Genomic DNA, 21,608 nt, shown 5'->3' on the forward strand with positions numbered 1-21,608 from the left:
TGAGTACTGCGGTGACGAGAGTCATCGACCCGTGCAACAACCTGGCGCTGCGCAAGGCGGCCCCTCGGCGCGACCCAAGACAAGGCGCTGGCCTCGTCCGGTCTTCGTGCGACGCAGTTCAGCACCCGGCAGAAGCTCGGTGCTCACGGAGACATAACATCGGCAGCCTCGCTGACATGATCGCCATGGACCGCACGACGATGGCCTCGGACCTCAAGCCGCTCGCGAGGGAAACCTTGACCGACGGCGTACGCGCCGGGAGTCCTCGGCCGGGACGATCAGCCGGTCAGCGCGGCGGGGGCGACGAGGAGCCGAAACCGGTGTCGAGGTCCGGCTGGCCAGGCATCGGTGGGCCTTCCTGCCCGTCGTGGGCGAGGCGACTGCGACGACGGCCGTAGAGGAAGTAGACGACGATCCCCAGCGCCATCCAGGCGAAGAACCGCAGCCAGGTCTCGACGGTGAGGAACAGCATCAGCACGGCGCAGGCCACCATCGCGAGAGTCGGAATCACCGGTCCCCAGGGGACGCGGAAGCCGCGAGGCAGGTCCGGCCGGGTACGGCGCAACAGGATGACCGCCGCCGCGACGAGGACGAACGCGAACAGGGTGCCGATGTTGACCAGTTCCGCGAGTTCCTCCAGCGGGATGAACCCGGCGAGCACGGCCACCACCACGCCCACGATGACGGTGATGCGGTGCGGGGTGCCGAAGCGCGGATGCACCCGCGCCAACCAGCGCGGCAGCAACCCGTCACGACTCATGGCGAACGCGACCCGGCTCTGCCCCAGTATCAGGATCATGACCACCGTGGTCAGCCCGGCGAGAGCGCCGACGGTGATCAGGTTGGCGATGAACGGCTGCCCGACGGCCTGGAACGCCGCAGCCAGCGGTGCCGCCGTGTCCAGCTCGGCGTAGTTCTGCATTCCCACCACCACCAGTGAGACGGCGACGTAGAGCGTGGTGCAGACAGCCAGCGAACCGAGGATCCCCCGCGGCACGTCGCGATGCGGCACCCGGGTCTCCTCGGCCGCGGTGGCCACGATGTCGAAGCCGATGAACGCGAAGAACACCAGCGCACCCGCGGCGAAGATGCCGCTGATCCCGAAGTTGGCGGGGGCCTGCCCGAAGACGGCCTCCAGCAGGGTCGCATCGGCGCCGGAACCGCCCGACGCCGGCTCGGCCGGCGGGACGAACGGCGTGTAGTTGTCGCGCTTGACGAAGAACAGTCCGGCGACGATCACGAAGAGGACCACCGCCACCTTGATGGTGACCACCACGGCGTTCAGCCGCGACGAGACCTTGATGCCGGCGACCAGGACCGCGGTGAGGATCAACACGATCAACGCGGCGGGCAGGTTGAACGCGCCGCCCTCGCCCCCGGTGATGGCGGACGGCAGCGTCAGCCCGAGCGTCTCAAGGAGCACCGCGAAGTACTGTGACCAGCCCACCGCCACCACCGCAGCGGCGAGGACGAACTCCAGGATGAGGTCCCAGCCGATGATCCACGCGATCAGCTCGCCGAGCGCCGCGTACGAATAGGTGTAGGCGCTGCCGGCGACCGGCACGGTGGACGCGAACTCCGCGTAACACAGCGCCGCCAGCGCGCAGGCGATACCGGCCACGACGAAGGACAGCGCGACCGCCGGCCCGGCAGTCTGGTTCGCGGCCACCCCGGTCAGCACGAAGATGCCCGTACCGATGATGACCCCGATGCCGAACACGGTGAGATCCAGGCCGGACAGGTCCTTGCGAAGCCGGTGCTCCGGCTGCTCCGTGTCGCGCATCGACTGCTCGACGGACTTCCTGCGCAAGAGGCTCACAACCAGTCACCTCACCGTCTCCCCGACCTGATGTTGCCCACGAATGACCCGAATCAGGACGAACAAACCTGGCGCGTGGTGCCTGCCGTGCCTTCTTGCGCAGGCCGGGCGGGAAAAGGACCCGCCATGGGGGTCACGCCGTACGCAGCCAGCCGAGGGTCTTCATGGTGGCGAGGCTGGTCGCCTTGAGGCCGGCGTCGGAAACGGTCCAGAGGACTCCGTCGACGACCAGTGAGCGGCGGATCGGCGCCGGATCCTCGGCGCGGCGCGTGCCCAGCGTGTGGTCGACCGTGCCGGCCTCGGTGAACCCGCCGTCGCCGACTCGCAGCGCCAGCGCCACGTTGCTCGGCAGGCCCGGGCTGCCAGGCTTGCTCACGGCGCTCGTGCCATAGACGGTCAACGGGACCACGACCAGGCGTTCGGCCGGCCAGTAGAGGAACGCGTGCGGGTCGAACTCCGCCTCGGAGTGCCCCTGCTTGACGTGATACTGGGCGATCCGGTTCGGCTCGGCCGGATCGGCGACGTCGAAGAGCGAGAGCTGGGTGCCCTGGATACGGCCCTCGTCGGACGCCTCCTGCCCGACACCGAGCAGCCGTCCGTCGCCGGCCGGGTGCAGGTACGCCGAATACCCGTTGATCTTCAGTTCGCCGCTCACCTTCGGCGCCTTCGGATCACGCAGATCGACGGTGTAGAGCGGGTCGGTCTGCCGGAAGGTGACGACGTACCCGGTGCCGCCGACGAACCGTACCGCGTAGATCCGTTCCCCCTTGCCCAGTCCGGTGGCCTTGCCGACCTGGGTCAGCGCCGTACCGTCGGCGCGCAGGACGTACACGCCGGACGTCGAGTTCGGCTTGTCGCCCCAGGTACGGCCACTGGTGGTGGCCACTCTCAGGTGCCCGTCCCACTCGGACAAGGCGTACTGGTTGATGAGCCAGCCCGGTACGGACGCGGCGGCGACGTACCGCGGGGCACCCGCGCCCGAGATGTCGAACTGGTAGATCTCGGTGGTCTCGTCTTTGGGATCGGGTGCGATGTTCCGCTCGGTCAGCATCGGCAGCACCCGCCAGCGCTGGTCGTTGGCGACGTACAGCCGGGGTCCGTTGCTGTAGACGGTGTCGCCGTCGGCGATCACGGTGACCGGGTCGCCGGCGCCGAGCGTGGCCGCACCGAGGTCGAAGCTGAGCACGGTCACCAGCGACGTGCCGGAGTAGGTGGCCGGCCGGCTCACCCGTTCGCAGCCGACCCGTCCGGCGCTGGTTCGCCCGCCGGAGGTGACCTCGTACCGGGGCAGCCAGTCGTCGGCGGTGGCGTTGTCGATGATCTCGCGGTTGGCGGCGGTGCGCTGCCCATCGGTGGCCCGTTCCCGGTACGGGAAGTTCAGCCGGGGCGCGGAGCGGACCACGACCCGGACCGTCGTGCCCACCTGGCGGGCGTCCACCAGACCGCCGTCGATCCGGTACTCGCCGATGATCTTCGGCGCGCCGGACAGGTCGACCATGATCAGCTGGGGCCCGACGATCCCGTCCGGCGTCGGGGCGTCTGCCGGCGCGCCTCCCCCGGGGACGGCCGGTTTCGCCATCCCGGCCCACCCGTCGCGGCGCAGCACCAGCGCCCGGTCACCCTGCAGCAGCAGGCCGTCTTCGCCCCCGCCGTACCCATCGGCGCCCGGTGCCAGTTCCAGCTCTCCGGTCAGCCGGCGGGTGGCCGGGTCGACCACGTACAGCTTGCCTCGGTTCACGGTGACGATCCGCTTGCCGTCGGTCTTGACCAGGTCCGGTTCATCGGCGCCGGCCTCGTGCGTGTTGGTGCCCGAGTAGCCGGGGGCGGCAGCCTTGGCCGCCGCGTCCGCCCGCCCCGCTGCGGCGGGCGCCTCAGCCTGTTCGGCGCGGCCGAAGGTACGGATGTCCCCGTTCGACCCGAACCCCCAGGGCCCGACGTACGCCTTGGCAGCCGTCTTCAGCTGCCGCAGCGCCTCCGGGCAGGAGTCGAACGAGACGAGGCGGAACCCGCCGGCCGGCACTCCCCGGTCACGTGGCGGCACGGGGACCGGCTCCGCCGTACAGCCGGTGACCAGCGCCAGGCCAGCGACCAGGGCCAGTCCCATGACCCGAGCTGGCGTCATGACTCGGGGGACGCCGGTGGCGGCCGTTGGATCGGAGGCGCTGCTACCCGTCATGCCCCTACGACGTGGCTGCCCCGGGCTGGGTTCCCCGCAGGTGTCGGTCGCTCAGTCGGAGGCGGCGCGACCCATCTCGGCAAGGATCCCGGTGCCCTGACCGAGCTCGATCAGGTAGCCGTCCGGGTCGCGCAGGTAGCACCGGATCTCGACGCCATGATCCTTGGGCTCGGTCAGGAACTCCCCACCCCGTGACCGCCACTGCTCGTAGACGGCTCGGACGTCCGTGACCCGGACGTTCATCGCGCTGCTGAGCGTGTTCGGATCCGGCGGCGCCTGTGCCTGCACGCCCGGCTTGTCGTCGGTCGGACCACCTTCGTCGTTGATCACGATGTAGCTGTTGTGGAACCGCAGGATCGCCGGCTGGCGTTCCCGCACCACCGTCGCGCCCAGCACCCGCTGGTAGAACTCCCGGGAACGGTCCACGTCCCGAACGATCAGCAGGTGCGTGAGCACCAGACCAGCCTCGGGCTGGAAGTAGTCGGGCGCCTCGCTCGCCATCACGCCTCCCCGGGGTTGAATCGGGAGGGCCTACCCGGGTGCGGCGCCGGCACACCCGCCGGCCACAACGAGTCACCACGGCAGGTGTCGGCTGTTACGGTCGGGCGTGTGCCCGCCGACGACATCCGGCACCGGGTCGGGTCGGCCCGGGTGGCCCGGCTGACCACCGTCGGCGCGGATGGGCGTCCACACCTGGTGCCCGTGTGCTTCGTCCTGCTCGACGATGTCGTCTACCACGCGGTGGACGAGAAGCCCAAGCGTCACCGGCGGCTGCGCCGGCTGGAGAACATCCAGGCGACGGGACATGCCTGCCTGCTGGTCGACGAGTACGACGAGGACTGGTCACGGCTGTGGTGGGTCCGATTGGACGGGCACGGCCGGCTGGTGGAGGACCGCGCGGAAGAGGCCGCGGCCCGCGCGGCGCTGGCCGACAAGTACCCGCAGTACGTCCAGCGACCACCGGCCGGGCCGGTGATCGCGGTAGCGGTGACCGGCTGGTCGGCGTGGTCCGCGGCGGACGCGGCAGCCAACCCGGCCGGGTGAGCGCCGGTCCGGGGGTGTCAGCGGGTCGGAGCGAGGGCGTCGAGCACCTCGTCGGCCCGGCGCAGCGACGCCTGCGCGTCGGCGCGGGGTGAGCCGATCTCCGGATCGAAGTTGAGGTCGACGAACAGTTCGGTGATGCCGGCTTCGGCGAGTCTGCCGAGATCCGACCGGATCTGCTCGAGCGTGCCGGTGAGCGGCTCGCGCTCGGGCGGGCCCGCCGGGCGTACGCGGACGGCGCCGCGGCAGACGAATCGCAGTGAGCGGGGATCGCGGCCGGCCTCCGCAGCGGCGGCCTTGACGGTCGCGACCGCCTCGCCGATGCCCGGCAGGTCCGCCTGGCTGCCACTGACCCAGCCGTCGGCGAGCCGGCCGGCCCGGCGCAGCGCGGCGGGCGCCTGGCCACCGAGCAGAATCGGCGGGTGTGGCCGCTGCACGGGCTTCGGCTCCAGGCGCGTCGGCGGGACCTGGTAGAACTCGCCGCGATGCTCGGCGACGTCGTTCTGCCAGAGAGCGCGAAGAACGGCGAGGAACTCCTCGGCCCGGTGGCCCCGCCGATGCTTGCTCACCCCCGTCGCCTGATACTCCTCGTCCGCCCAGCCGAGGCCGAGTCCCACGTCGAGCCGTCCGCCCGCCAGGATGTCGAGAGTCGCGGTCTGCTTGGCCAGCAGCACCGGAGAGATGAACGGCATGTTGAGCACCGCCACGCCGAGCCGGACCCGCGTGGTGTGGGCCGCCAGGAACGCCAACGTGGTCACCGGGTCCTGGACGCTGTGGTAGGTCTCGCTCCAGCCGAGGTCGGCGGGGACCAGGAGCCGCTGGAACGTCCAGAGCGAGTGGTATCCGAGCTGCTCGGCGCGGCGGGTGACGTGGATCATGCTCTCCGGTGTGGCCCACGAGCCGGAGACGGGCGGGGCGAATCCAACCTCCACCCGCGCACCGTACCCGGATCGGACCAGGACGTGGCTCGGTTCAGCCCCCGATGCCGCGGTCCAACGGATGAAGCAGCCGCCGGATGTCCTTCGGCAGCTCGGATTCCAGGCCCTTGAGGTCTTCGGCGTTCACCGCCTCGCGCAGAGTCGTCAACACGGCGCGGGCAACCTCAGCGGACCGGTCGCCATCCGTTCCCGCGCGAACCCCTACCTCGTTGAGGAACTCCACGAGGTCGAGCTGTTCGGCGAAGTCCACGTTCTTGTGCAGGTACCCTCGCAACTCCTCGGGGAGCCGCGTGGCCAGGTGCCGCGCCTCGCCGCCACTGACCCGCTCCGCCAAGGTTGTCAGGGTGGCTCCGACGACGTTCGCCGCCTCCGCCGCCGGCATTCCGGCCCGCTTCCCCACCGCTTCGAGAAACTCGGCGTAGTTCACGCGTTCTCCTTCCGAACCAGTCGGGGTGCGTCGCGGCGTCCGTGACCGGCGTCGAGAGTTGTTCTCTCTCGTGCCTCCACCTGCGGGCGCCGTTCCGCGCCGGCGCGCGCCCCGACCGGCTGCGGGCGCACCTGCTCCTGCCTCAACCGTGCGTGCTACGAACCGGGCCGGTGCCCGCCACGGGCACCCACCGGTTCGATCACCTGCCGGAACTCGTTCGGAAGCTGGGCCACCGCGTTGTCGAACTCGTCACGGGAAACAGCCTCACGTAGCGTGGTGAGCACCGCGCTGACCCCGGCACCGGCGAGCGCACGGTCGACGGCCGGGCGGTCCGCCACCCGCCGCACGAACTCTTCGAGCCCGAACGACTTGGCATGTTCCCCTCTCCCGCTAAGCGGTGGGGGTTTGCGCAGGTGATCGTCAAGCCCTTCGGGAAGCTGATAGGCAAGGTCATCAGCCTGGCCGGCGCTGATCCGATCTGCCAATGTCTCCAACGTCGCGCTGGTGAGTGTCGCCGCCTGATCCGTCGACACCTTTGCCCGCGTGGCCACTGCGTTGATGAAATCCTGGTATTCCACCTGGTTCTCCTCTCCGGCCCGATCGCCGTCGGACCGCCAGTTACGAGCCCCTGACCTCAATGCGCCGCGATCGGACACTTCATCTCGGATGCCGAGCGAACTGGTACCTCGACAGCCTCCTGGGACGGGGGGTGACCCTGCCTCATCCCCATCGGGCGAATCACCAGGGCGCGCTACGGGATGCCGGCATCAACTGCCGCTGAGCAGCGCCGATCTGGCCCCCTGGCATCGGGCCTGCCGGCGGGTTCAGCGGGGTCGACTCAGCCGCTGCCAGGCGCGGCGCAGGTCCGCCTGCACCGGTTTGTGAGCCGCTTCCTCGACTACTCCGGCCGGCGGGTCCTCGCCCGGCTCGTGCATCTCGGCACCGGGTACCGACAGCACGACCCCCCGCTCGTACAGGTCGGCGATCTGCTCCCGGTGGGCGAAGCGGTGGGACTGGTCCGGCCCCGGCGGTGCCACGATGATGCCGTGGAAGATGTCCTTCGGTTCGTCGGTCAGCACGTGCTCGACCACGCCGACGGGTGCCGAGTCGACGTCGTAGACCCGGATGCCGACGGGGAGCGCGAGATACGAGACCTTCGCGCCGAGATCCTCCACGACGTTCACCGTACCCGCCGCCTGATCATCATGGGCCTGATCACGACAAGGCAGGAGTGCCTTCAGGCGATCCCGTAGCGCTTGCGGGCCTCCTGAACGGTCTCGGGCTTGACCTCGCCGCGCCGGGCCAGGGCTGCCAGCGCCGCGACCACGACCGACTGCGCGTCGACCCCGAAGTGGCGACGGACGGCCGCACGGGTGTCGGAGAGGCCGAAGCCGTCCGTGCCGATCGAGTGCCAGTCCTGCGGCACCCACTGGCTGATCTGGTCCGGAACCGCCCGCATCCAGTCGCTGACGGCGAGCACCGGGCCGGGAGCGCCGTTCAGCACCCGGGTCACGTAAGGGATCCGGTCCTCACCCTCGAGCCGCGCCGCGTCACAGTCGAGAGCGTCGCGGCGCAGCTCGCTCCAGGAGGTGGCCGACCACACGTCGGCCGCCACACCCCAGTCGACGGCTAGGAGCCGCTGGGCCTCCAGGGCCCAGTGAATCGCGGTGCCGGAGGCGAGAAGCTGCAGGCGCGGGGCATCCGCCGCCAACTCCGTGGCATTGGCTTCCTGGTACCGGTAGAGGCCCTTGCGGATGCCCTCCTCGACGTCCGCGCCGGACGGCATGGGCGGCTGCACCTTCGCCTCGTTGTAGACCGTGAGGTAGTAGAAGACGTCCTCGGCGTCCGGGCCGTACATCCGGCGCAGCCCGTCGCGGACGATCACGGCGACCTCGTACGCGAAGGCCGGGTCGTAGGCGATCGCCGCCGGGTTGGTGGAGGCGATCAGGTGGGAGTGGCCGTCCGCGTGTTGCAGGCCCTCGCCGGTCATCGTCGTACGGCCGGCGGTGGCACCGATGAGGAAGCCACGGCCGAGCTGGTCGGCGAGCGCCCACATCTGGTCGGCCGTCCGCTGCCAGCCGAACATCGAGTAGAAGATGTAGAAGGGGATCATCGGCTCGCCGTGCGTGGCGTACGACGTTGCGGCGGCCGTGAAGTCGGCCATCGAACCGGCCTCGGTGATGCCCTCGTTGAGGATCTGGCCGCTCGTGGCCTCCTTGTAGTACAGGAGCGTGTCGCGGTCGACCGGGTCGTAGGTCTGGCCGTGCGGCGAGTAGATCCCGGCGGTGGGAAAGAGCGACTCCATGCCGAAGGTACGCGCCTCGTCCGGAACGATCGGCACCCAACGCCGGCCGGTCTCCGGGTCCCGCATCAGGTCCTTGACCAGGCGGACGAAGGCCATGGTCGTCGCGATCTCCTGACTACCGGACCCCTTGGCCAACGTGTCGAAGGGCTTGGCGGCCGGCGCGGGCAGCACCACCGGGTGGACACGGCGAGCCGGGGCGGGCCCGCCCAGCGCGGCCCTGCGCTCGTGGAGGTAACGGACCTCCGGCGAATCGGCGCCGGGGTGAACGTACGGCACCACCTCACCGGTGAGCTTGCTGTCGGGGATGGGAAGTTCGAGGAGGTCGCGCAGCGCGCGGAACTCGTCGCCGGTCAGCTTCTTCATCTGGTGGTTGGCGTTGCGCGACTCGAAGGCGGGGCCGAGCGTGTAGCCCTTGACCGTCTGGGCGAGGATCACGGTCGGCGCGCCCCGGTGCTCGACGGCGGCCCGATAGGCGGCGTACACCTTGCGGGGTTCGTGGCCCGCCCGCGAGGTGTGGAAGCACTCGGCGATCTTCGCGTCGGTCAGCACCTTCGCCATCTCGACGAGCGCCGGGTCGGCGCCGAAGAAGTGCTCGCGGATGTAGCCGACATCCCGGGCCGCGTACGTCTGGAACTGCCCGTCGGGGACCTCGCGCAGCCGGCGGACGAGCGCGCCCGTGATGTCGAGCGCGAACAGGTCGTCCCAGGCCGAGCCCCACAGCGACTTGACGACGTTCCAGCCCGCCGCGCGGAACCGCGCCTCCAACTCCTGGACGATCTTGAAGTTGGAGCGCACCGGCCCGTCGAGCCGCTGCAGGTTGCAGTTGACCACGAAGGTGAGATTGTCGAGGCCTTCGCGACCGGCAAGAGCGAGCGCGGCGGTCGACTCGGGCTCGTCCATCTCGCCGTCGCCGAGGAACGCCCACACCCGCGAGGCTGAGGTGTCCTTGATGCCACGGTGCTGCAGGTAGCGGTTGAACCGCGCCTGGTAGATCGCCGACAGCGGGCCCAGGCCCATCGACACGGTGGGGAATTCCCACAGCCACGGCAGCCGGCGCGGGTGCGGGTAGGAGGGAAGGCCATCGCCGCCCGCCTCCTGCCGGAACCGATCGAGATGGCCCTCGGTGAGCCGACCGTCGAGGAAGGCGCGGGCGTAGATGCCGGGGGCGGCATGGCCCTGGAGGTAGAGCTGGTCGCCGGAGCCGTCGGCCTTACCGCGGAAAAAGTGCTGGAAGCCGGTCTCGTAGAGCCAGGCGGCGGAGGCGTAGGTGGCGATGTGACCGCCCAGGCCATAGCGGCTGCCGCGGGTCACCATCGCGGCGGCGTTCCAGCGGTTCCACGCGGTGATGCGCCGTTCCATCTCCTCGTCACCGGGGAACTCCGGCTCGGCGGCGGTCGGGATGGTGTTGAGGTATTCGGTCTCGAGCAGCTTCGGCAGCGCAAGGCCGACGCCCTCAGCGTGTTCGAGAGTGCGGCGCAGGAGGTACGAGGCCCGCTGCGGTCCGGCCGCGGCGGTGACGGCGTCGAGAGAGGCCGCCCACTCGGCGGTCTCCTCGGGGTCGCGGTCCGGGATATGATCGAGTGCGCTTGGGTTGTTTCGCCCGATGTCAGTCATGGTGGCCGCCTTCCGACGGTTCCGGACCTCTCGTCCGCAGGGCGTGAGGTCGACACGGTGAGACAGGAAAGCTGCCTGCCGGGGATGCTCCGGCCGCAGCTACCAGCGAATGCAGTCAGTGCCGGCAGCATCTCCTCGGAGGCCCGCTCGGCGAGTCAGGCGCCCGCGAGACGGCGAACCGGCTGAACGATGAACTCACGACACCCTCCGTTTCACCACACCTCGAGGAATCGGCACGGAACCGATGCTTCGTCCCGCGCCTTCCGGTTTCGTCGACGAGCCGCCTCGCCGATCCACCACCAAGGACCAGGTGAGGCAGGGATTCGTGACAACGCCTTGCCCGGGCCTTGCGCGACCGGCCGCCCGCGCTGACACGGTCAGCGATTCGAATCACGGAACGGGTATGCCGGCACCGGACGCGGCAACCGGCAAGCTGAAACCAGGGGGACAAGGACCTCGGCAACACAGCGACAGGCGGCTACCAACGGGAGGAAAGAGACGGCATGTCCCACCGCGAGGTCCCGATGGATGCCGTGCGGACCTTCGACGCGGTCCGGCCCCGGCTGTTCGGCATCGCCTACCGGATGCTGGGCAGCGTTCACGACGCCGAGGACATCGTCCAGGACACGTGGCTACGGTGGCAGCGCGCGCACCGCGGCGCGGTACGGGACCCGACAGCATTCCTCGTTACCGCAACGACCAGGCTGGCCCTGAACGCGGCGACATCGGCACGCGCCCGGCGAGAGACCTACGTCGGCCCATGGCTGCCCGAGCCGGTCCGGACGTCGGTCGACCCGGCAACCCGAGCCGAGCAGGGCGAAGCTCTCGGACTTGCGTTGCTCCTCCTCCTGCAACGACTGACTCCGCACGAGCGCGCCGTGTACGTGCTGCACGAGGCCTTCGACTACCCCTTCCGGCAGATCGCCGAGGTCCTCGACATCACCGAGGCGAACGCGCGGCAGCTCGGGCGCCGGGCGCGCACGCACCTCGCCGAAGAACGGCACGCGCCGGTCGCCCCCGCCGAGCACGGCCGGCTGCTCCACGCCTTCCTCGCCGCCGCACGCTCCGGTGATCTCGGTCAGCTGGAGAAACTGCTCGCGAACGACGTCGTCTCCTACGCCGACAGCGGCGGCATGGTCAGCGCGGCGCGGGTACCGGTCACCGGCCGGGCCGACGTCGCCCGCTACATCGCCGGCCTCATGAGAAAGTTCGGCGCGGTCGTCTCACTGGACTTCGTCGAGTCCAACGGGCAGGAAGCCGTCCTCGTCCGCCGGGCAGGATCCGTCGTCGCACTGTGCGCGATCGATGCCTCTCCCGAGGGGATCACCCGAGTGCTGATCACCCTCAACCCGACCAAACTCGCCCGATTCGATCCATGGGAAACCGGCTGATCGGGCGGTGACCCACGCGGGTTGATCGGGCGACCCGCCTGGGGCCAAGCCTGACGCGACAGCGGCACCAGCCAGTAGGCAGGCATCAACTTCCCGAGCCCACCCGACACGCTCCTCCTCACCCACCGGCCGCACCTGCCGGACTGCACGATGTCCCCGAGACCCTCCTTCGATGAACGAGGACGGTGGTTCCGCCGCCATGGCCTGCCGGCTGTGTCGGCCTACGTGGATGGAACCGCAAAATAGTCGCGCAGCATAGTGATCTTTCCCTTACGGAGGCGGAACACCTGCACCAGTGACATCGCCGCGCTGCCTCCTTCCGGTGCATCGAAAACCGTGTCGATCTCGGCGATGAACACGTCGGGATCCGTCGCGTCGTGCAGCACGTACCTGGACCGCTCGGTGTTCACCGTGCCCTGGTAGGCCGGATCCCTGTGGTAAGCGCCGATACCGGCCCGGATGGCCTCGCGGCCGTCCAGACGGCGTGGCAGTGGATGCCCTTCAGGTACCAGTGGCGCCTCGAAGACCCCATCCTCGGTGAACAGCTCAGCGACCGCGTCCGGGTTGCGGCTGATGGGGCCGGCGTACACGTACCGCTCGAAGATCTCTCTATGGGTCAACATCACTCTCTCCATTCTAGTGGGGCACATCGATGCATCACCAACATGAGCCACAGTCAATTCGCGCAAAAGATGCCCGTTAGGGCGGTTTACCCGTAGCCTGCCGGGGTGATGATGTCGCAGCGGATCATTGCTCTCGCCGTGCTGTTCCTTTCCGCTTCCGCATGCACTGCCGCCGAAGGGGATCGGCAGCAGCAGCAGCCGATGTCGCCGCCGCCACCGCCAGGCGAGTCGCCGTTCGGCCCACTGGTCGCCGGAATGCCGACCTATCCACGACCGGGAGACGTGTACGCGGCGGCGGGCCCGAACATGCTGGCCGAGCAGGTCCGCAACGACCGGGCCCTCGTGTACGTGCCGAACACGAAGAGCAACGACGTGTCGGTGATCGACCCGAAGACGTACAAAGTGATCGACACCTTCCCGGGTGGACCCGAGCCGCAGCACGTCGTGCCGTCGTACGACCTGCGGACGCTGTACGTGGCCTCCAGCCAGATCCCGGACGGAGGCCTCGTCCCGATCGACCCCCGCATCGGCAAGCCCGGCAAGTTCCGGCTGCTGGAGGACGTCTACAACCTCTACTTCACGCCGGACGGCAAGCAGGCCATCGTGGTGGCCGAGGCGTACCAGCGGCTGGACTTCTACGACCTGGGCACGTGGCAGCGGGTGCGGTCGGTGCGGTTTCCCGAGTGCGAGGGCATCAACCACATGGACTACTCCGCCGACGGCAAGATCATGCTGTTCAGCTGCGAGTTCGCCAACCGAATGCTCGTGCTGGACGCCCTCAGCCTCGACAAGCTGCGCGAGTTCACCCTGACCGAGACGCCCGACGGGATGCCCCAGGACACCCGACTCACCCCGGACGGACAACACTTCCTGGTCGCCGACATGCACGCCCACGGGGTGTACGTCTTCGACGCTCACGCCACCCGCCAGACCGGCTTCATCCCCACCGGCAGGGGCGCGCACGGCATCTACTTCAGCCGCGACAGCAAGCTCGCCTACATCACCAACCGCGACGCCGGCAGCATCGCCGTGCTCGACCTGGCCACCCTGAAGCCGACCACCACCTGGCGGATCCCGGGCGGAGGGAGCCCGGACATGGGCGCCCTCTCCGCGGACGGCACCACCCTGTGGCTGTCCGGCCGCTACCACGACGAGGTGTACGTCATCCGTACCCGCGACGGGAAACTCCTCGCTCGCATCCCCGTCGGCGCCGGTCCACACGGATTGACCATCTGGCCCCAGCCCGGCCGCTACTCCCTGGGCCACACCGCCAACATCCGCTAGATCTCACCAAAGTTCGCGCGCGGCCAGGGTGAGGACGACGGCGAGGGAGGCGACCGCCGAGCCGGTGATCACCACCGCCATCAGGACGGCGCTGCCCTCCCCACCCAGTCCGACCAGCGGCGCTGCGAGGGCCCCGACGACGGACTGGATGGCGGCGAGCAGCGCGGCGGCCGTCCCGGCGTGGGCGGAGTGCCGGTCCAAAGCGAGCGCTCGCCGTTCGGCATGACCATGCCGAGCGACCCGAGGAAGAGGAACAGCGCCGCGACCAGCGGCAGGCTGCTGAGCAGTGCCCCGCGAGCTACTCCAGTCGATAAACGGGTCGAGCGTCGCCGCCATGGGCGGCACACGACGGAGACTTCGGGCCCACCAGACCGACGAGACCATCACCGCACTGCATGAGGTGGCCGGTGCCGCTCCAGAAGTTCTTTCCGCTTCGCGTACCACCCGGCCGGCTCGCCTGCGCATCCTGCGGTGGGAATGTATTCGATGCGCGGCACCCCGGCGGCGATGGTGCGTGGCTCAGCGCAGTAGCAGCCCGACGTACCGCTCGGCGACCACCTCGGCGTGCAGCCTGTATGCGTAGACGCTGCCGGAACTCATGCGCTGGTCGCTGGTCCAGATCAGGTCGCAGCAGATCGCCTTCAGCGACGTCGGCAGCGGCTCGTAGACACTGTCCACCGTTTCATCGCCGGATGGGCTGGGCTGCGCGTTGCCGAACAGATCCATCGCCACCCCGGCGCTCGGTTCACCTGCATGGTCACTCCTGCCCTGTGGCACCGGGCTTCGCCGAAGATGGCTTCCGTAGCCGCTTGTGCGTGTGTGGCTTGGGTTGTGGCAGGCATCCCGATCCGGTTCCAGTGGGTCGTCTATCACCTGGTCGGGGCAAGACGTCCGAGCTGGGCAGTCGTCGGTTGCTTTCGCCCAACCGTGATCACATCTGACGTCCATTGACATCGGTCACTGCTCCAGCCATCCTGACGGAGCCAGGTTACCGAACGGTCACTAGCCATATATGTCCCATATGGAACGCCCGGCGGTACGGCCCGGCAAAGGAAGCCATGACCTTTCCCGGTTTGACAGGAGCCCAAGATGTCCATCACCAGCCCACCAAGCACCCAGCCGGAGGAAGACCAGCCCGGCCCACAGCCGGTACCGCAGGAGATATCAGCGGGGAGAGCAAGCCTGTACCGCGGGTTCGGGCCGCTGCTGCGTCGCCTGCACTTCTACGCCGGCATCCTCGTCGCCCCGTTCCTGATCCTGGTGGCGCTCACCGGGCTGGCGTATGCGTTCACCCCGCAGATCGATCAGGTCGCCTACCACGACCAACTCCACGTCAACACCGTCGGCACCACCCGGCTGCCGCTATCGCAGCAGGTCGCCGCCGCACAGCAGGTCGTACCCGCAGGTACCCTGGCCGCGATCCACCCCGCCGCCGCACCCGACGCCACCACAAAGGTCGAGTTCAGCCTTCCCGAGCTGGGCGACAAGCAGCGCACCGTCTACCTCGACCCCTACACCGGCCAGGTCCGCGGGCTGCTGACGACCTGGTCCGGCGCCACCCCGATCACCACCTGGCTGGACCAGATGCACGCCAACCTCAACCTTGGCGACACCGGCCGGCTCTACTCCGAGCTAGCCGCCTCCTGGCTGTGGGTACTCGTCCTCGGCGGACTGATCCTGTGGTGGCGCCAGCAGCGCGGCACACGCACCGCCCGCCGACTCCTCCTGCCAGAAACCACCGCGGGCAAAGGGGTCCGCCGCACCCGCAGCCTCCACGCCACCGCCGGCATATGGCTCGCGCTCATGCTGCTGTTCCTGTCGGCCACCGGACTGACCTGGTCCCAGCACGCCGGAGCCAACTTCGACCTGCTAAGCGCCACCCTCAACTCCGACAACATTCCGCTCACCACCGGCCTCGGCGCCACGGGCCCATCGGCCGGTGACAGCAAGCATCACGGCAGCGGCGGCACCACCAGGACCCAGGCAGACCTCGACGCCATCGCCGCTTCCGTCGAAACATCCCGGCTGAGCGGCCCGGTCACCATCACCCCCGCCGACGAACCCGGCCACGCCTGGACCGTCGCACAGACCGACAACACCTGGCCCGTACACCGCGACAAGATCGCCGTCCACCCGCACACCGGCCAGATCATCGACACCGTCCGCTGGGCCGACCAGCCACCGCTGGCCAAACTCACCACCTTCGGCATTCAAGCGCACATGGGCGTCCTGTTCGGATTCGCCAACCAGATCGCCCTCGCCCTCGTCGCCGCCGGACTGATCGTCACCATCGGGTGGGGCTACCGGATGTGGTGGCAGCGCCGCCCCACCCGCCACAGCCACCGCTACCGGCTCGGCACACCCCCGCCACGAGGCACCTGGCGACACCTGCCCATCCCGGCCCTCGTCATCACCGCGCTCGCCGCCCTCGCTGTGGGCTGGGCCGTCCCCATACTGGGCTGGACCCTACTCGGCTTCCTCATCCTCGACGCCGCCCTAGCACTGGCACGTCACGCACAATCACACCCGGCCACGGCGCAAGAACCGAAATGACCTGCGGGCGTGTCCGCCCCTCGTGACCCGCGCAGCGCCGACGTGGCTCCGCCCACGAGCGTGTCGCCGCTGGTCCGCCCGACCGGCAGTCGTCACCGGGCCCCGGACGACGGACGCCCGCTAATGTGGCTGGCGGTGCAGTTCGACCGATCGCCGCCAGTGCGTACACACCGACGTGGTCCTCGGCCCAGGAGGTTCGGCTGGGTGCAGAGTGGGCGTCAGGGCGAGGAAGCCGCCGTTGTGTCGACGGGACAGGTCGACGTACGTGGCGGGCAGCTGGCGCACAAGCTGGGCCTCCACAATCCACAGAGCCTCGTCGGTGAGGGGGTCCTCCAACGGGCCGGATGCGTCGAAGACAGTTGCGGGATCGAGCACGGCCGACGGTAGTCGGTTGGCCCAGTTCAAGTCGCCTCAGCAAGATCGTCAGGCACAGGTGACGCCGATAAGGGCTGTCAACCGCCGTAAGGCAGCAGAAGAGCTCGCCCGAGGTCAGCTGCCGTTCCGCCCGATTTGAGTTGATCAGGAGCTAGCCCGAGGGGTTGAGGGTTCAAGTCCCAGGCTCCAACCGGGCGGGGGGGCAGCCGAACGGCCGTTGACCGCCCGCCGGGCGTCTGCTTGGCTGCGTCGCAGTTGACCTTGCAGGTCTCAATCTCTCACTGCGCTGGAGAATGTATGTCCCCCATTGATGCCATCAAATCCGTCCTCTCCCAGTATGCCGGCTTTGGCGGTCGAGCTCGCCGGTCCGAGTACTGGTGGTTTGTCCTCTTCACCCTGATCCTCGGTATCGTCACCGGAATTCTGGACGGCGCGCTGGGGACCGACATCGGGTCGGAGCCGAGCTCTACCGGCGTCATCGGTCTCATCGTCAGCTTGGCCCTGCTGGTGCCGACCCTGGCCGTTGCCGTGCGGCGACTTCACGACACGGATCGCTCGGGCTGGTGGCTGTTGATCGGACTCGTGCCTCTCGTGGGGGCCATCGTCCTGCTCGTGTTCTTCGTGAAGGACGGAACTCAAGGAAGTAACCGGTACGGTGCCGACCCGAAGGAGGCTCCGCACGCCGCCGCCCCCAGCATGGCCTGACAGGGCCCATTGAGTGGCTGCTTGCTAGAGCTAAGCCAGCCCAGGAAGCCAATGCCGGCGGTTGACAGCGCACGACTGTCACCGCCGGCGCCACTCAACGGTCTTTGGCAGCGCGAGCAACCGTGGCCACGCCAGGAGCAGAGGCGAGAGAGCAGCAAGCCCTTTGCGTGCCGATCACAGTCTCGACGGCGAGCGGCTGGCGGCCGGTGTCCTCAGGAGTGTCGGGTTTGAGCGTCCACGCCGGACCGAGCACCGGTCACCAGCGCTTCGCCACGTTCTTCGGCTGGTCGATGAGGTTCACCGCGCTACGGAAGCAGACCGACACGACGCGGCCAGCGAAGTAACGGATAGCCGACACGCTCGCGTTGTCAGCGGCGCAAGCGACGGGTGCAAGGGCCGTCGTGGTCGGCGCGGAGCAGGCAGCGCCGGCCGCCGGGCATCAGCAGGTCACAGAAGACCCGATGGCGTACGTTCTGGTGGTCCTCGGCGGAGACGGTGGTCTCCCCCGGGTCGGTCTGCGGCAGCACCAGCAACCACCGGCCGATCACCCGGGCCAGGCGCTGCGCGGCGGGCAGGTCGGCGGCGGCCACCGGCAGGTGGATGACGTACCGCTGGGTCATGCCTCGGAGCCCCGATCGGCGTGACCGCCTTGCTGGCGACGCAGCGCGTCCGTGGCGGAGGCGACTTCCCGTCGGCTCGCGGCCAGGGCCGCGTAGACGGCGGCCAGGTCCACGGCGACCCGGTCGAGGAAGGCGTACACGTGGTCAGGCTCGAGGCCGCGGCGTCCGAGCCCGACCAGCTTGAAGCGGCGCTCGCGCACCTGCCACGGCAGCAGCGGGGTGTACGGCAAAGCGCCGTAGCTCGACCGTTGATTGCGGACGCTCATCTGCTGCCTGCCTCTCGTGTCGGATGGAAGGGGTGGGGCCACCCGTCCTCCCCGCACGCGCGGACCCACCCCGCCCTGCCACCGCAGCTTGCGATCAGCGGTACGGCACCAGGGCCTTGTAGTCATCGTGTGACAGTGCGCAGTGGAGGCGCAACGTTCCACAGCAGAATTCTTGGCTCAAGCATTGACTTCTTTTACTGCAACCGATATGAGTTACGTGGTCGCGTTACGCAGTGTTGCGGGATGGAATCAGGGAGTGCTCGGGTGACAGAGGACGTCGGATCGACCGTGCCCCGGCGGCAGCTCGGGCGGCTGCTGCGCCAGTTCCGTACCGAGGCCGGGGTGACTCTGGACGCCGCCGCCGAAGCGCTTGAGTACAGCCGGCAGAAGATCTGGCGCATCGAGAGCGGGCTGGGGCCGGTGCGGGTGCTCGACGTGAAGGCGATGTGCGAGCTGTACCACGTGTCGCCGGAGATGACCGAGGCGATGCGGGGGCTGGCGGCGGAGACGAAGTCCAAGGGGTGGTGGCACGCGTACGGGGACGCGGTGCCGAGCTGGTTCGAGCTGTACGTCGGCCTGGAATCCGCCGCGTCTCGCCTTCGCGGCTACGACGAGTCGCTGATCCCCGGCATCCTTCAGACCAAGGAGTACGCGCACTCGCTCTACCGCCTCGGCCGGACGCTGAGTGACGAGGAACGCGAGCGGGCTGTCCAGGTGCGGCTACAGCGGCAGGCGCTGCTCATGCGACGGCTGCCGGCAGCGCCCCGGCTGGAGTCGGTGTTGTCCGAGGCGGTGCTCCGACGCATCGTCGGCAGCCCGGCGGTGATGACCGCCCAGCTCGACCACCTTCTCAAGCTGTCCGATCTGCCGAATGTCTCCGTCAAAGTGCTACCGCTCGCAGCAGGGCCTCAGCCCGGTGCAGTCGCCGGCACCTTCATGATTCTCGACTTCCCGCCGACCAAGGGGGGCCGGGCCGCACCGGAACCATCGGTTGTCTACTCCGAGTCGCTGACCGGGGCGCTCTATCTCGACAAGCCCGACGAGCTAGCCGCATACGAGCGCGTCTGGAAGGGGCTGGATGCGCTCGCCCTCGGCGAGGCAGAATCGAAGGACATGATCAAGAGGATCACCGGGGAGACGTGGCATGACTGATCTGACCGGCGCCGTATGGCGCAAGAGCACCCGCAGCGGCGACAACGGCGGCGCCTGCGTCGAGGTCGCCGACAACCTCCCCGGCATCGTTGCCGTACGCGACTCGAAGGACCCGGCCGGTGCCACGCTCGCCTTCACGCCCTCGGCTTGGTCAACGTTCGTCGCCGCGGCCAGCACCCATCCCGCCGACTGGCCGATGACGCTCACCACCTGACGGCTCTTGATTCGCCGCCAAATGCAGGACCTCTCCCGCCGGCATGGGCGGACGCGCACGGAGCGCCACCGGTTGATAACGTGACGATGGTTCGCGCCGGTAGGAGTTCCGGGAGGCTCGCATGTGGACGGACGAAGCTGCGCTGGACGCGGCGGAACGCCGGCTCGACCAGTGGCAGTCCGACCTGGCCGACCGGGCGGAGCAGGCGAAGAGCCTGTCGGCGCGGGTACAGGCGCTGACCGGCACCGCCACCAGCGCCGACCGAGCCGTCACCGTCACCGTCGATGCCACCGGCGGCCTCTTGGACCTGCGGCTCGACGAACGCGTCCGGCAGCACTCCGCCGCGCACATCGCCCGGCTGATCCTGGAGGTCACCCGCGCCGCGCGGGCCGACCTGCTCCGGCAGGTCACCGAGGCGACCGCGGGCACCCTCGACCGGGACGACCCGACCGGCCAGGCCATCGTCGAGTCGTACCGCAGTCGCCTGCGGCCCGACCCGGGCGAGGCCCATGCCTGACGGCATCCTGGTCGACCCCGACGACCTGACCCGGCACGCGGCGCGCCTCGACCGCAGCGCCGACAGTCTCGACATCGCCAAGCAGGCCGGCCAGCACATCCAGCTCAGCGACGGCGCGTACGGGCAGTTGTGCGTCATCGTGCCGGTGCTGCTCGACGGCCTCCAGCGGACCCTCGTGGCCGGCATCGGCATCGCCGCCTGGTCGATACGGGACACCGCCGGCCGGTTGCGCACCAGCGCAGACAACTACCGGCGCACCGACGAAACCGTCGAGCGCCAGCTCCGCCAAGCCGGGGGCCGGGGGTGACGGCCAATCCCCTCGTGGCCACCGCGGCCGACACCGCGCCCACGCCGTGGGCGGGAGTCTGGATCTGCGAGGACATCGAGCTCATCGCCCAAGGCATCCGCACCGGCAGTTGGATCGACGGCAGTCTCGGCGTGGTCAGTGCCGGCCTCGACGCCCTCGCCTTCGTCTCCGATCCGGTCGGCGCACTCCTGCAGTACGGCATCGCCTGGCTCATCGAACACGTCAAGCCCCTCAGCGAAGCCCTCGACTGGCTCGCCGGCGACCCCGCACAGATCACCGCCCACGCTCAGACCTGGCGAAACGTCGCCGGGTCACTCCGCGATGAAGCCGCCGAGCTTGCCCGCGCCATCGCCAACGACGTCGGAGGCTGGGGTGGCAGCGCCGGCCCCGCCTACCGGGCCTGGGCAGCCGAGCAGCAGCAGGCCATCACCGGCCTCGCCCAGGGCGCGGACACTCTGGCCGCGATCACCGAGGGGGCGGCGGGTCTGGTGGCCGCCGTCCGGCTGCTGGTCCGCGACGCCATCGCCACCTGCGTCTCCCGCCTCATCGTGTACGCGGGCGAACTCGTGGTCACCGGCGGGTTCGCCGCGCCGCTGGTGGTGGAGCAGGTCACCACGCTGGTGGCCTCCTGGGGTGCGCGGATCGCGAAGCTCCTGCGCGGTCTGCTGGCCAGCCTGCGCCGCCTCATCCCGGAAGTCCGCCGACTCGGCGACCTCATCGAGAAGCTCAAGCAGGCTCTCGGGCGGCTCCGCGAAGGAACTCATGGGCGCCCGGATGGCTCAAGAGCCGATGCTCTCGATATGCACGGGGGGCACACCACCCGCCCCCGCAACGTCGCCGACTACGATCGACAAGAACGGTGGGCGAGGGAGGCATACGACGTGATTCGTCAGCAGGACGACACCGATGCCATTGCCCGTCACGTTGCAGATGCCCCTCGTCTCGACGGATCCAGCGGCTTCTCTCCAGCGGAGATCGAGCAGATCCGTCGACACATCTTCTTCGAGGAACACCCGATGGATGACTACGCCGGCGGGATCATCCATCAACGCTACGATCCGAGCGCGCCGATGGCTGAGGCATGGCTACGTCTACGGAGGGGCAGCCCTTTGCCTGAGGACTACGCGCTACTGGAGCATGAACTGGCGGAATCACGCTACTACGGGGCGCATCCACAGGCGGACTACCGGGAGGCACACCTCGCGGCCAACCGCGTATCCAACTGGGAGGACTCGATCCCCGGTCCGACATACGAGGACTACTCGAACTTCGGAGGTTAAC

The 21,608-nt window shown here is 69.2% G+C and carries 22 protein-coding genes and 1 pseudogene; 10 read left to right on the forward strand and 13 right to left on the reverse strand.

Annotation, left to right across the window (positions count from 1 at the left end):
* Positions 1-286: 286 nt before the first annotated feature.
* From ACTMTB_RS24085 to ACTMTB_RS24095, 3 genes are all read right to left on the reverse strand, one after another.
* The gene (locus ACTMTB_RS24085) at positions 287-1,819 is read right to left on the reverse strand and encodes an amino acid permease (RefSeq protein WP_441148499.1); all 1,533 of its coding nucleotides are present in this window, start codon (positions 1,817-1,819) and stop codon (positions 287-289) included.
* A gap of 133 nt (positions 1,820-1,952) precedes the next feature.
* The gene (locus tag ACTMTB_RS24090; RefSeq protein ID WP_441148500.1) at positions 1,953-3,923 is read right to left on the reverse strand and encodes a beta-propeller domain-containing protein; all 1,971 of its coding nucleotides are present in this window, start codon (positions 3,921-3,923) and stop codon (positions 1,953-1,955) included.
* Positions 3,924-4,046: 123 nt separating this feature from the next.
* Complete coding sequence (locus ACTMTB_RS24095; RefSeq protein ID WP_441148501.1) at positions 4,047-4,496, reverse strand: VOC family protein; 450 nt, start codon at positions 4,494-4,496, stop codon at positions 4,047-4,049.
* A 108-nt stretch (positions 4,497-4,604) separates the two neighbouring features.
* On the opposite strand from ACTMTB_RS24095, the gene ACTMTB_RS24100 reads away from it, so the two are divergent.
* A complete protein-coding gene (locus ACTMTB_RS24100; RefSeq protein WP_441148502.1) occupies positions 4,605-5,039 on the forward strand; it encodes a TIGR03668 family PPOX class F420-dependent oxidoreductase in 435 nt (144 codons plus the stop codon).
* 17 nt (positions 5,040-5,056) lie between these two features.
* Here ACTMTB_RS24100 and ACTMTB_RS24105 read toward each other — a convergent pair whose 3' ends face one another.
* From ACTMTB_RS24105 to aceE, 5 genes are all read right to left on the reverse strand, one after another.
* The gene (locus ACTMTB_RS24105) at positions 5,057-5,968 is read right to left on the reverse strand and encodes a TIGR03619 family F420-dependent LLM class oxidoreductase (RefSeq protein WP_441148503.1); all 912 of its coding nucleotides are present in this window, start codon (positions 5,966-5,968) and stop codon (positions 5,057-5,059) included.
* Positions 5,969-6,008: 40 nt separating this feature from the next.
* Complete coding sequence (locus tag ACTMTB_RS24110) at positions 6,009-6,401, reverse strand: DUF2267 domain-containing protein (protein WP_441148504.1); 393 nt, start codon at positions 6,399-6,401, stop codon at positions 6,009-6,011.
* Between the two features lie 155 nt (positions 6,402-6,556).
* Positions 6,557-6,979, reverse strand: a complete 423-nt coding sequence (locus tag ACTMTB_RS24115; protein WP_441148505.1) for a DUF2267 domain-containing protein — start codon at positions 6,977-6,979, stop codon at positions 6,557-6,559.
* A gap of 246 nt (positions 6,980-7,225) precedes the next feature.
* On the reverse strand, positions 7,226-7,576 hold the full coding sequence (locus ACTMTB_RS24120; protein ID WP_441148506.1) for a hypothetical protein: 351 nt from the start codon (positions 7,574-7,576) through the stop codon (positions 7,226-7,228).
* A gap of 62 nt (positions 7,577-7,638) precedes the next feature.
* On the reverse strand, positions 7,639-10,320 hold the full coding sequence (gene aceE, locus ACTMTB_RS24125) for a pyruvate dehydrogenase (acetyl-transferring), homodimeric type (protein WP_441148507.1): 2,682 nt from the start codon (positions 10,318-10,320) through the stop codon (positions 7,639-7,641).
* A 503-nt stretch (positions 10,321-10,823) separates the two neighbouring features.
* On the opposite strand from aceE, the gene ACTMTB_RS24130 reads away from it, so the two are divergent.
* Positions 10,824-11,711, forward strand: coding sequence for an RNA polymerase sigma-70 factor (locus ACTMTB_RS24130; protein ID WP_441148508.1), 888 nt, complete (start codon positions 10,824-10,826; stop codon positions 11,709-11,711).
* 221 nt (positions 11,712-11,932) lie between these two features.
* Here the strand turns inward: ACTMTB_RS24130 and ACTMTB_RS24135 are convergent, their stop codons facing one another.
* Entirely contained in the window at positions 11,933-12,334 is a 402-nt protein-coding gene (locus ACTMTB_RS24135; RefSeq protein WP_441148571.1) for a nuclear transport factor 2 family protein, read from the reverse strand.
* 108 nt (positions 12,335-12,442) lie between these two features.
* Here ACTMTB_RS24135 and ACTMTB_RS24140 point away from each other — a divergent pair, with 108 nt between their 5' ends.
* On the forward strand, positions 12,443-13,618 hold the full coding sequence (locus ACTMTB_RS24140; protein ID WP_441148572.1) for a YVTN family beta-propeller repeat protein: 1,176 nt from the start codon (positions 12,443-12,445) through the stop codon (positions 13,616-13,618).
* Positions 13,619-13,621: 3 nt separating this feature from the next.
* On the opposite strand, the pseudogene ACTMTB_RS24145 reads toward ACTMTB_RS24140, so the two are convergent.
* Together ACTMTB_RS24145 and ACTMTB_RS24150 are read right to left on the reverse strand one after the other, a co-directional pair.
* Positions 13,622-13,929 (reverse strand): annotated as a pseudogene (locus ACTMTB_RS24145) (Bcr/CflA family drug resistance efflux transporter); the annotation flags it as partial.
* A gap of 208 nt (positions 13,930-14,137) precedes the next feature.
* Positions 14,138-14,350 carry a hypothetical protein gene (locus ACTMTB_RS24150; protein WP_441148509.1) on the reverse strand — a complete coding sequence of 71 codons (213 nt, stop codon included), beginning with the start codon at positions 14,348-14,350 and terminating at the stop codon, positions 14,138-14,140.
* Positions 14,351-14,707: 357 nt separating this feature from the next.
* Here ACTMTB_RS24150 and ACTMTB_RS24155 point away from each other — a divergent pair, with 357 nt between their 5' ends.
* A complete protein-coding gene (locus ACTMTB_RS24155; protein WP_441148510.1) occupies positions 14,708-16,171 on the forward strand; it encodes a PepSY-associated TM helix domain-containing protein in 1,464 nt (487 codons plus the stop codon).
* Positions 16,172-16,843: 672 nt separating this feature from the next.
* The gene (locus tag ACTMTB_RS24160) at positions 16,844-17,251 is read left to right on the forward strand and encodes a DUF805 domain-containing protein (RefSeq protein ID WP_441148511.1); all 408 of its coding nucleotides are present in this window, start codon (positions 16,844-16,846) and stop codon (positions 17,249-17,251) included.
* Between the two features lie 368 nt (positions 17,252-17,619).
* On the opposite strand, the gene ACTMTB_RS24165 is transcribed toward ACTMTB_RS24160, so the two are convergent.
* Together ACTMTB_RS24165 and ACTMTB_RS24170 are read right to left on the reverse strand one after the other, a co-directional pair.
* On the reverse strand, positions 17,620-17,871 hold the full coding sequence (locus ACTMTB_RS24165; protein WP_441148512.1) for a hypothetical protein: 252 nt from the start codon (positions 17,869-17,871) through the stop codon (positions 17,620-17,622).
* Complete coding sequence (locus tag ACTMTB_RS24170; RefSeq protein ID WP_441148513.1) at positions 17,868-18,137, reverse strand: DivIVA domain-containing protein; 270 nt, start codon at positions 18,135-18,137, stop codon at positions 17,868-17,870. The genes ACTMTB_RS24165 and ACTMTB_RS24170 overlap by 4 nt, the downstream gene beginning before the upstream one ends.
* Positions 18,138-18,401: 264 nt before the next feature.
* Here ACTMTB_RS24170 and ACTMTB_RS24175 point away from each other — a divergent pair, with 264 nt between their 5' ends.
* The 5 genes from ACTMTB_RS24175 (at position 18,402) to ACTMTB_RS24195 (ending at position 21,607) form a co-directional block, all read left to right on the forward strand.
* Positions 18,402-19,289: a helix-turn-helix domain-containing protein gene (locus ACTMTB_RS24175; protein WP_441148514.1), complete on the forward strand. Its 888-nt coding sequence runs from the start codon at positions 18,402-18,404 to the stop codon at positions 19,287-19,289.
* On the forward strand, positions 19,282-19,503 hold the full coding sequence (locus ACTMTB_RS24180) for a DUF397 domain-containing protein (RefSeq protein ID WP_441148515.1): 222 nt from the start codon (positions 19,282-19,284) through the stop codon (positions 19,501-19,503). The genes ACTMTB_RS24175 and ACTMTB_RS24180 overlap by 8 nt, the downstream gene beginning before the upstream one ends.
* A 121-nt stretch (positions 19,504-19,624) precedes the next feature.
* Positions 19,625-20,020 (forward strand): YbaB/EbfC family nucleoid-associated protein, encoded by a 396-nt coding sequence (locus ACTMTB_RS24185; RefSeq protein ID WP_441148516.1) that lies wholly within the window; start codon positions 19,625-19,627, stop codon positions 20,018-20,020.
* A complete protein-coding gene (locus ACTMTB_RS24190; protein WP_441148517.1) occupies positions 20,013-20,327 on the forward strand; it encodes a type VII secretion target in 315 nt (104 codons plus the stop codon). Before ACTMTB_RS24185 ends, ACTMTB_RS24190 begins: the two co-directional genes overlap by 8 nt.
* 14 nt (positions 20,328-20,341) lie before the next feature.
* Complete coding sequence (locus ACTMTB_RS24195; protein WP_441148518.1) at positions 20,342-21,607, forward strand: WXG100 family type VII secretion target; 1,266 nt, start codon at positions 20,342-20,344, stop codon at positions 21,605-21,607.
* Position 21,608: the final 1 nt, after the last annotated feature.

It is taken from the genome of Micromonospora sp. L32, from assembly GCF_052068055.1.
In the GTDB taxonomy this organism is placed as follows: domain Bacteria; phylum Actinomycetota; class Actinomycetes; order Mycobacteriales; family Micromonosporaceae; genus Micromonospora; species Micromonospora purpureochromogenes.

What these genes read in the sequence shown, in the direction of transcription:
- ACTMTB_RS24135 (WP_441148571.1), bottom strand. Translation starts at nt 12,334, where the DNA reads ATGTTGACCCATAGAGAGATCTTCGAGCGGTACGTGTACGCCGGCCCC.
- ACTMTB_RS24090 (WP_441148500.1), bottom strand. Translation starts at nt 3,923, where the DNA reads ATGGGACTGGCCCTGGTCGCTGGCCTGGCGCTGGTCACCGGCTGTACG.
- ACTMTB_RS24190 (WP_441148517.1), top strand. Translation starts at nt 20,013, where the DNA reads ATGCCTGACGGCATCCTGGTCGACCCCGACGACCTGACCCGGCACGCG.
- aceE (WP_441148507.1), bottom strand. Translation starts at nt 10,320, where the DNA reads ATGACTGACATCGGGCGAAACAACCCAAGCGCACTCGATCATATCCCG.
- ACTMTB_RS24180 (WP_441148515.1), top strand. Translation starts at nt 19,282, where the DNA reads ATGACTGATCTGACCGGCGCCGTATGGCGCAAGAGCACCCGCAGCGGC.
- ACTMTB_RS24160 (WP_441148511.1), top strand. Translation starts at nt 16,844, where the DNA reads ATGTCCCCCATTGATGCCATCAAATCCGTCCTCTCCCAGTATGCCGGC.
- ACTMTB_RS24140 (WP_441148572.1), top strand. Translation starts at nt 12,443, where the DNA reads ATGATGTCGCAGCGGATCATTGCTCTCGCCGTGCTGTTCCTTTCCGCT.
- ACTMTB_RS24170 (WP_441148513.1), bottom strand. Translation starts at nt 18,137, where the DNA reads ATGAGCGTCCGCAATCAACGGTCGAGCTACGGCGCTTTGCCGTACACC.
- ACTMTB_RS24130 (WP_441148508.1), top strand. Translation starts at nt 10,824, where the DNA reads ATGTCCCACCGCGAGGTCCCGATGGATGCCGTGCGGACCTTCGACGCG.
- ACTMTB_RS24165 (WP_441148512.1), bottom strand. Translation starts at nt 17,871, where the DNA reads ATGACCCAGCGGTACGTCATCCACCTGCCGGTGGCCGCCGCCGACCTG.
- ACTMTB_RS24155 (WP_441148510.1), top strand. Translation starts at nt 14,708, where the DNA reads ATGTCCATCACCAGCCCACCAAGCACCCAGCCGGAGGAAGACCAGCCC.
- ACTMTB_RS24095 (WP_441148501.1), bottom strand. Translation starts at nt 4,496, where the DNA reads ATGGCGAGCGAGGCGCCCGACTACTTCCAGCCCGAGGCTGGTCTGGTG.
- ACTMTB_RS24185 (WP_441148516.1), top strand. Translation starts at nt 19,625, where the DNA reads ATGTGGACGGACGAAGCTGCGCTGGACGCGGCGGAACGCCGGCTCGAC.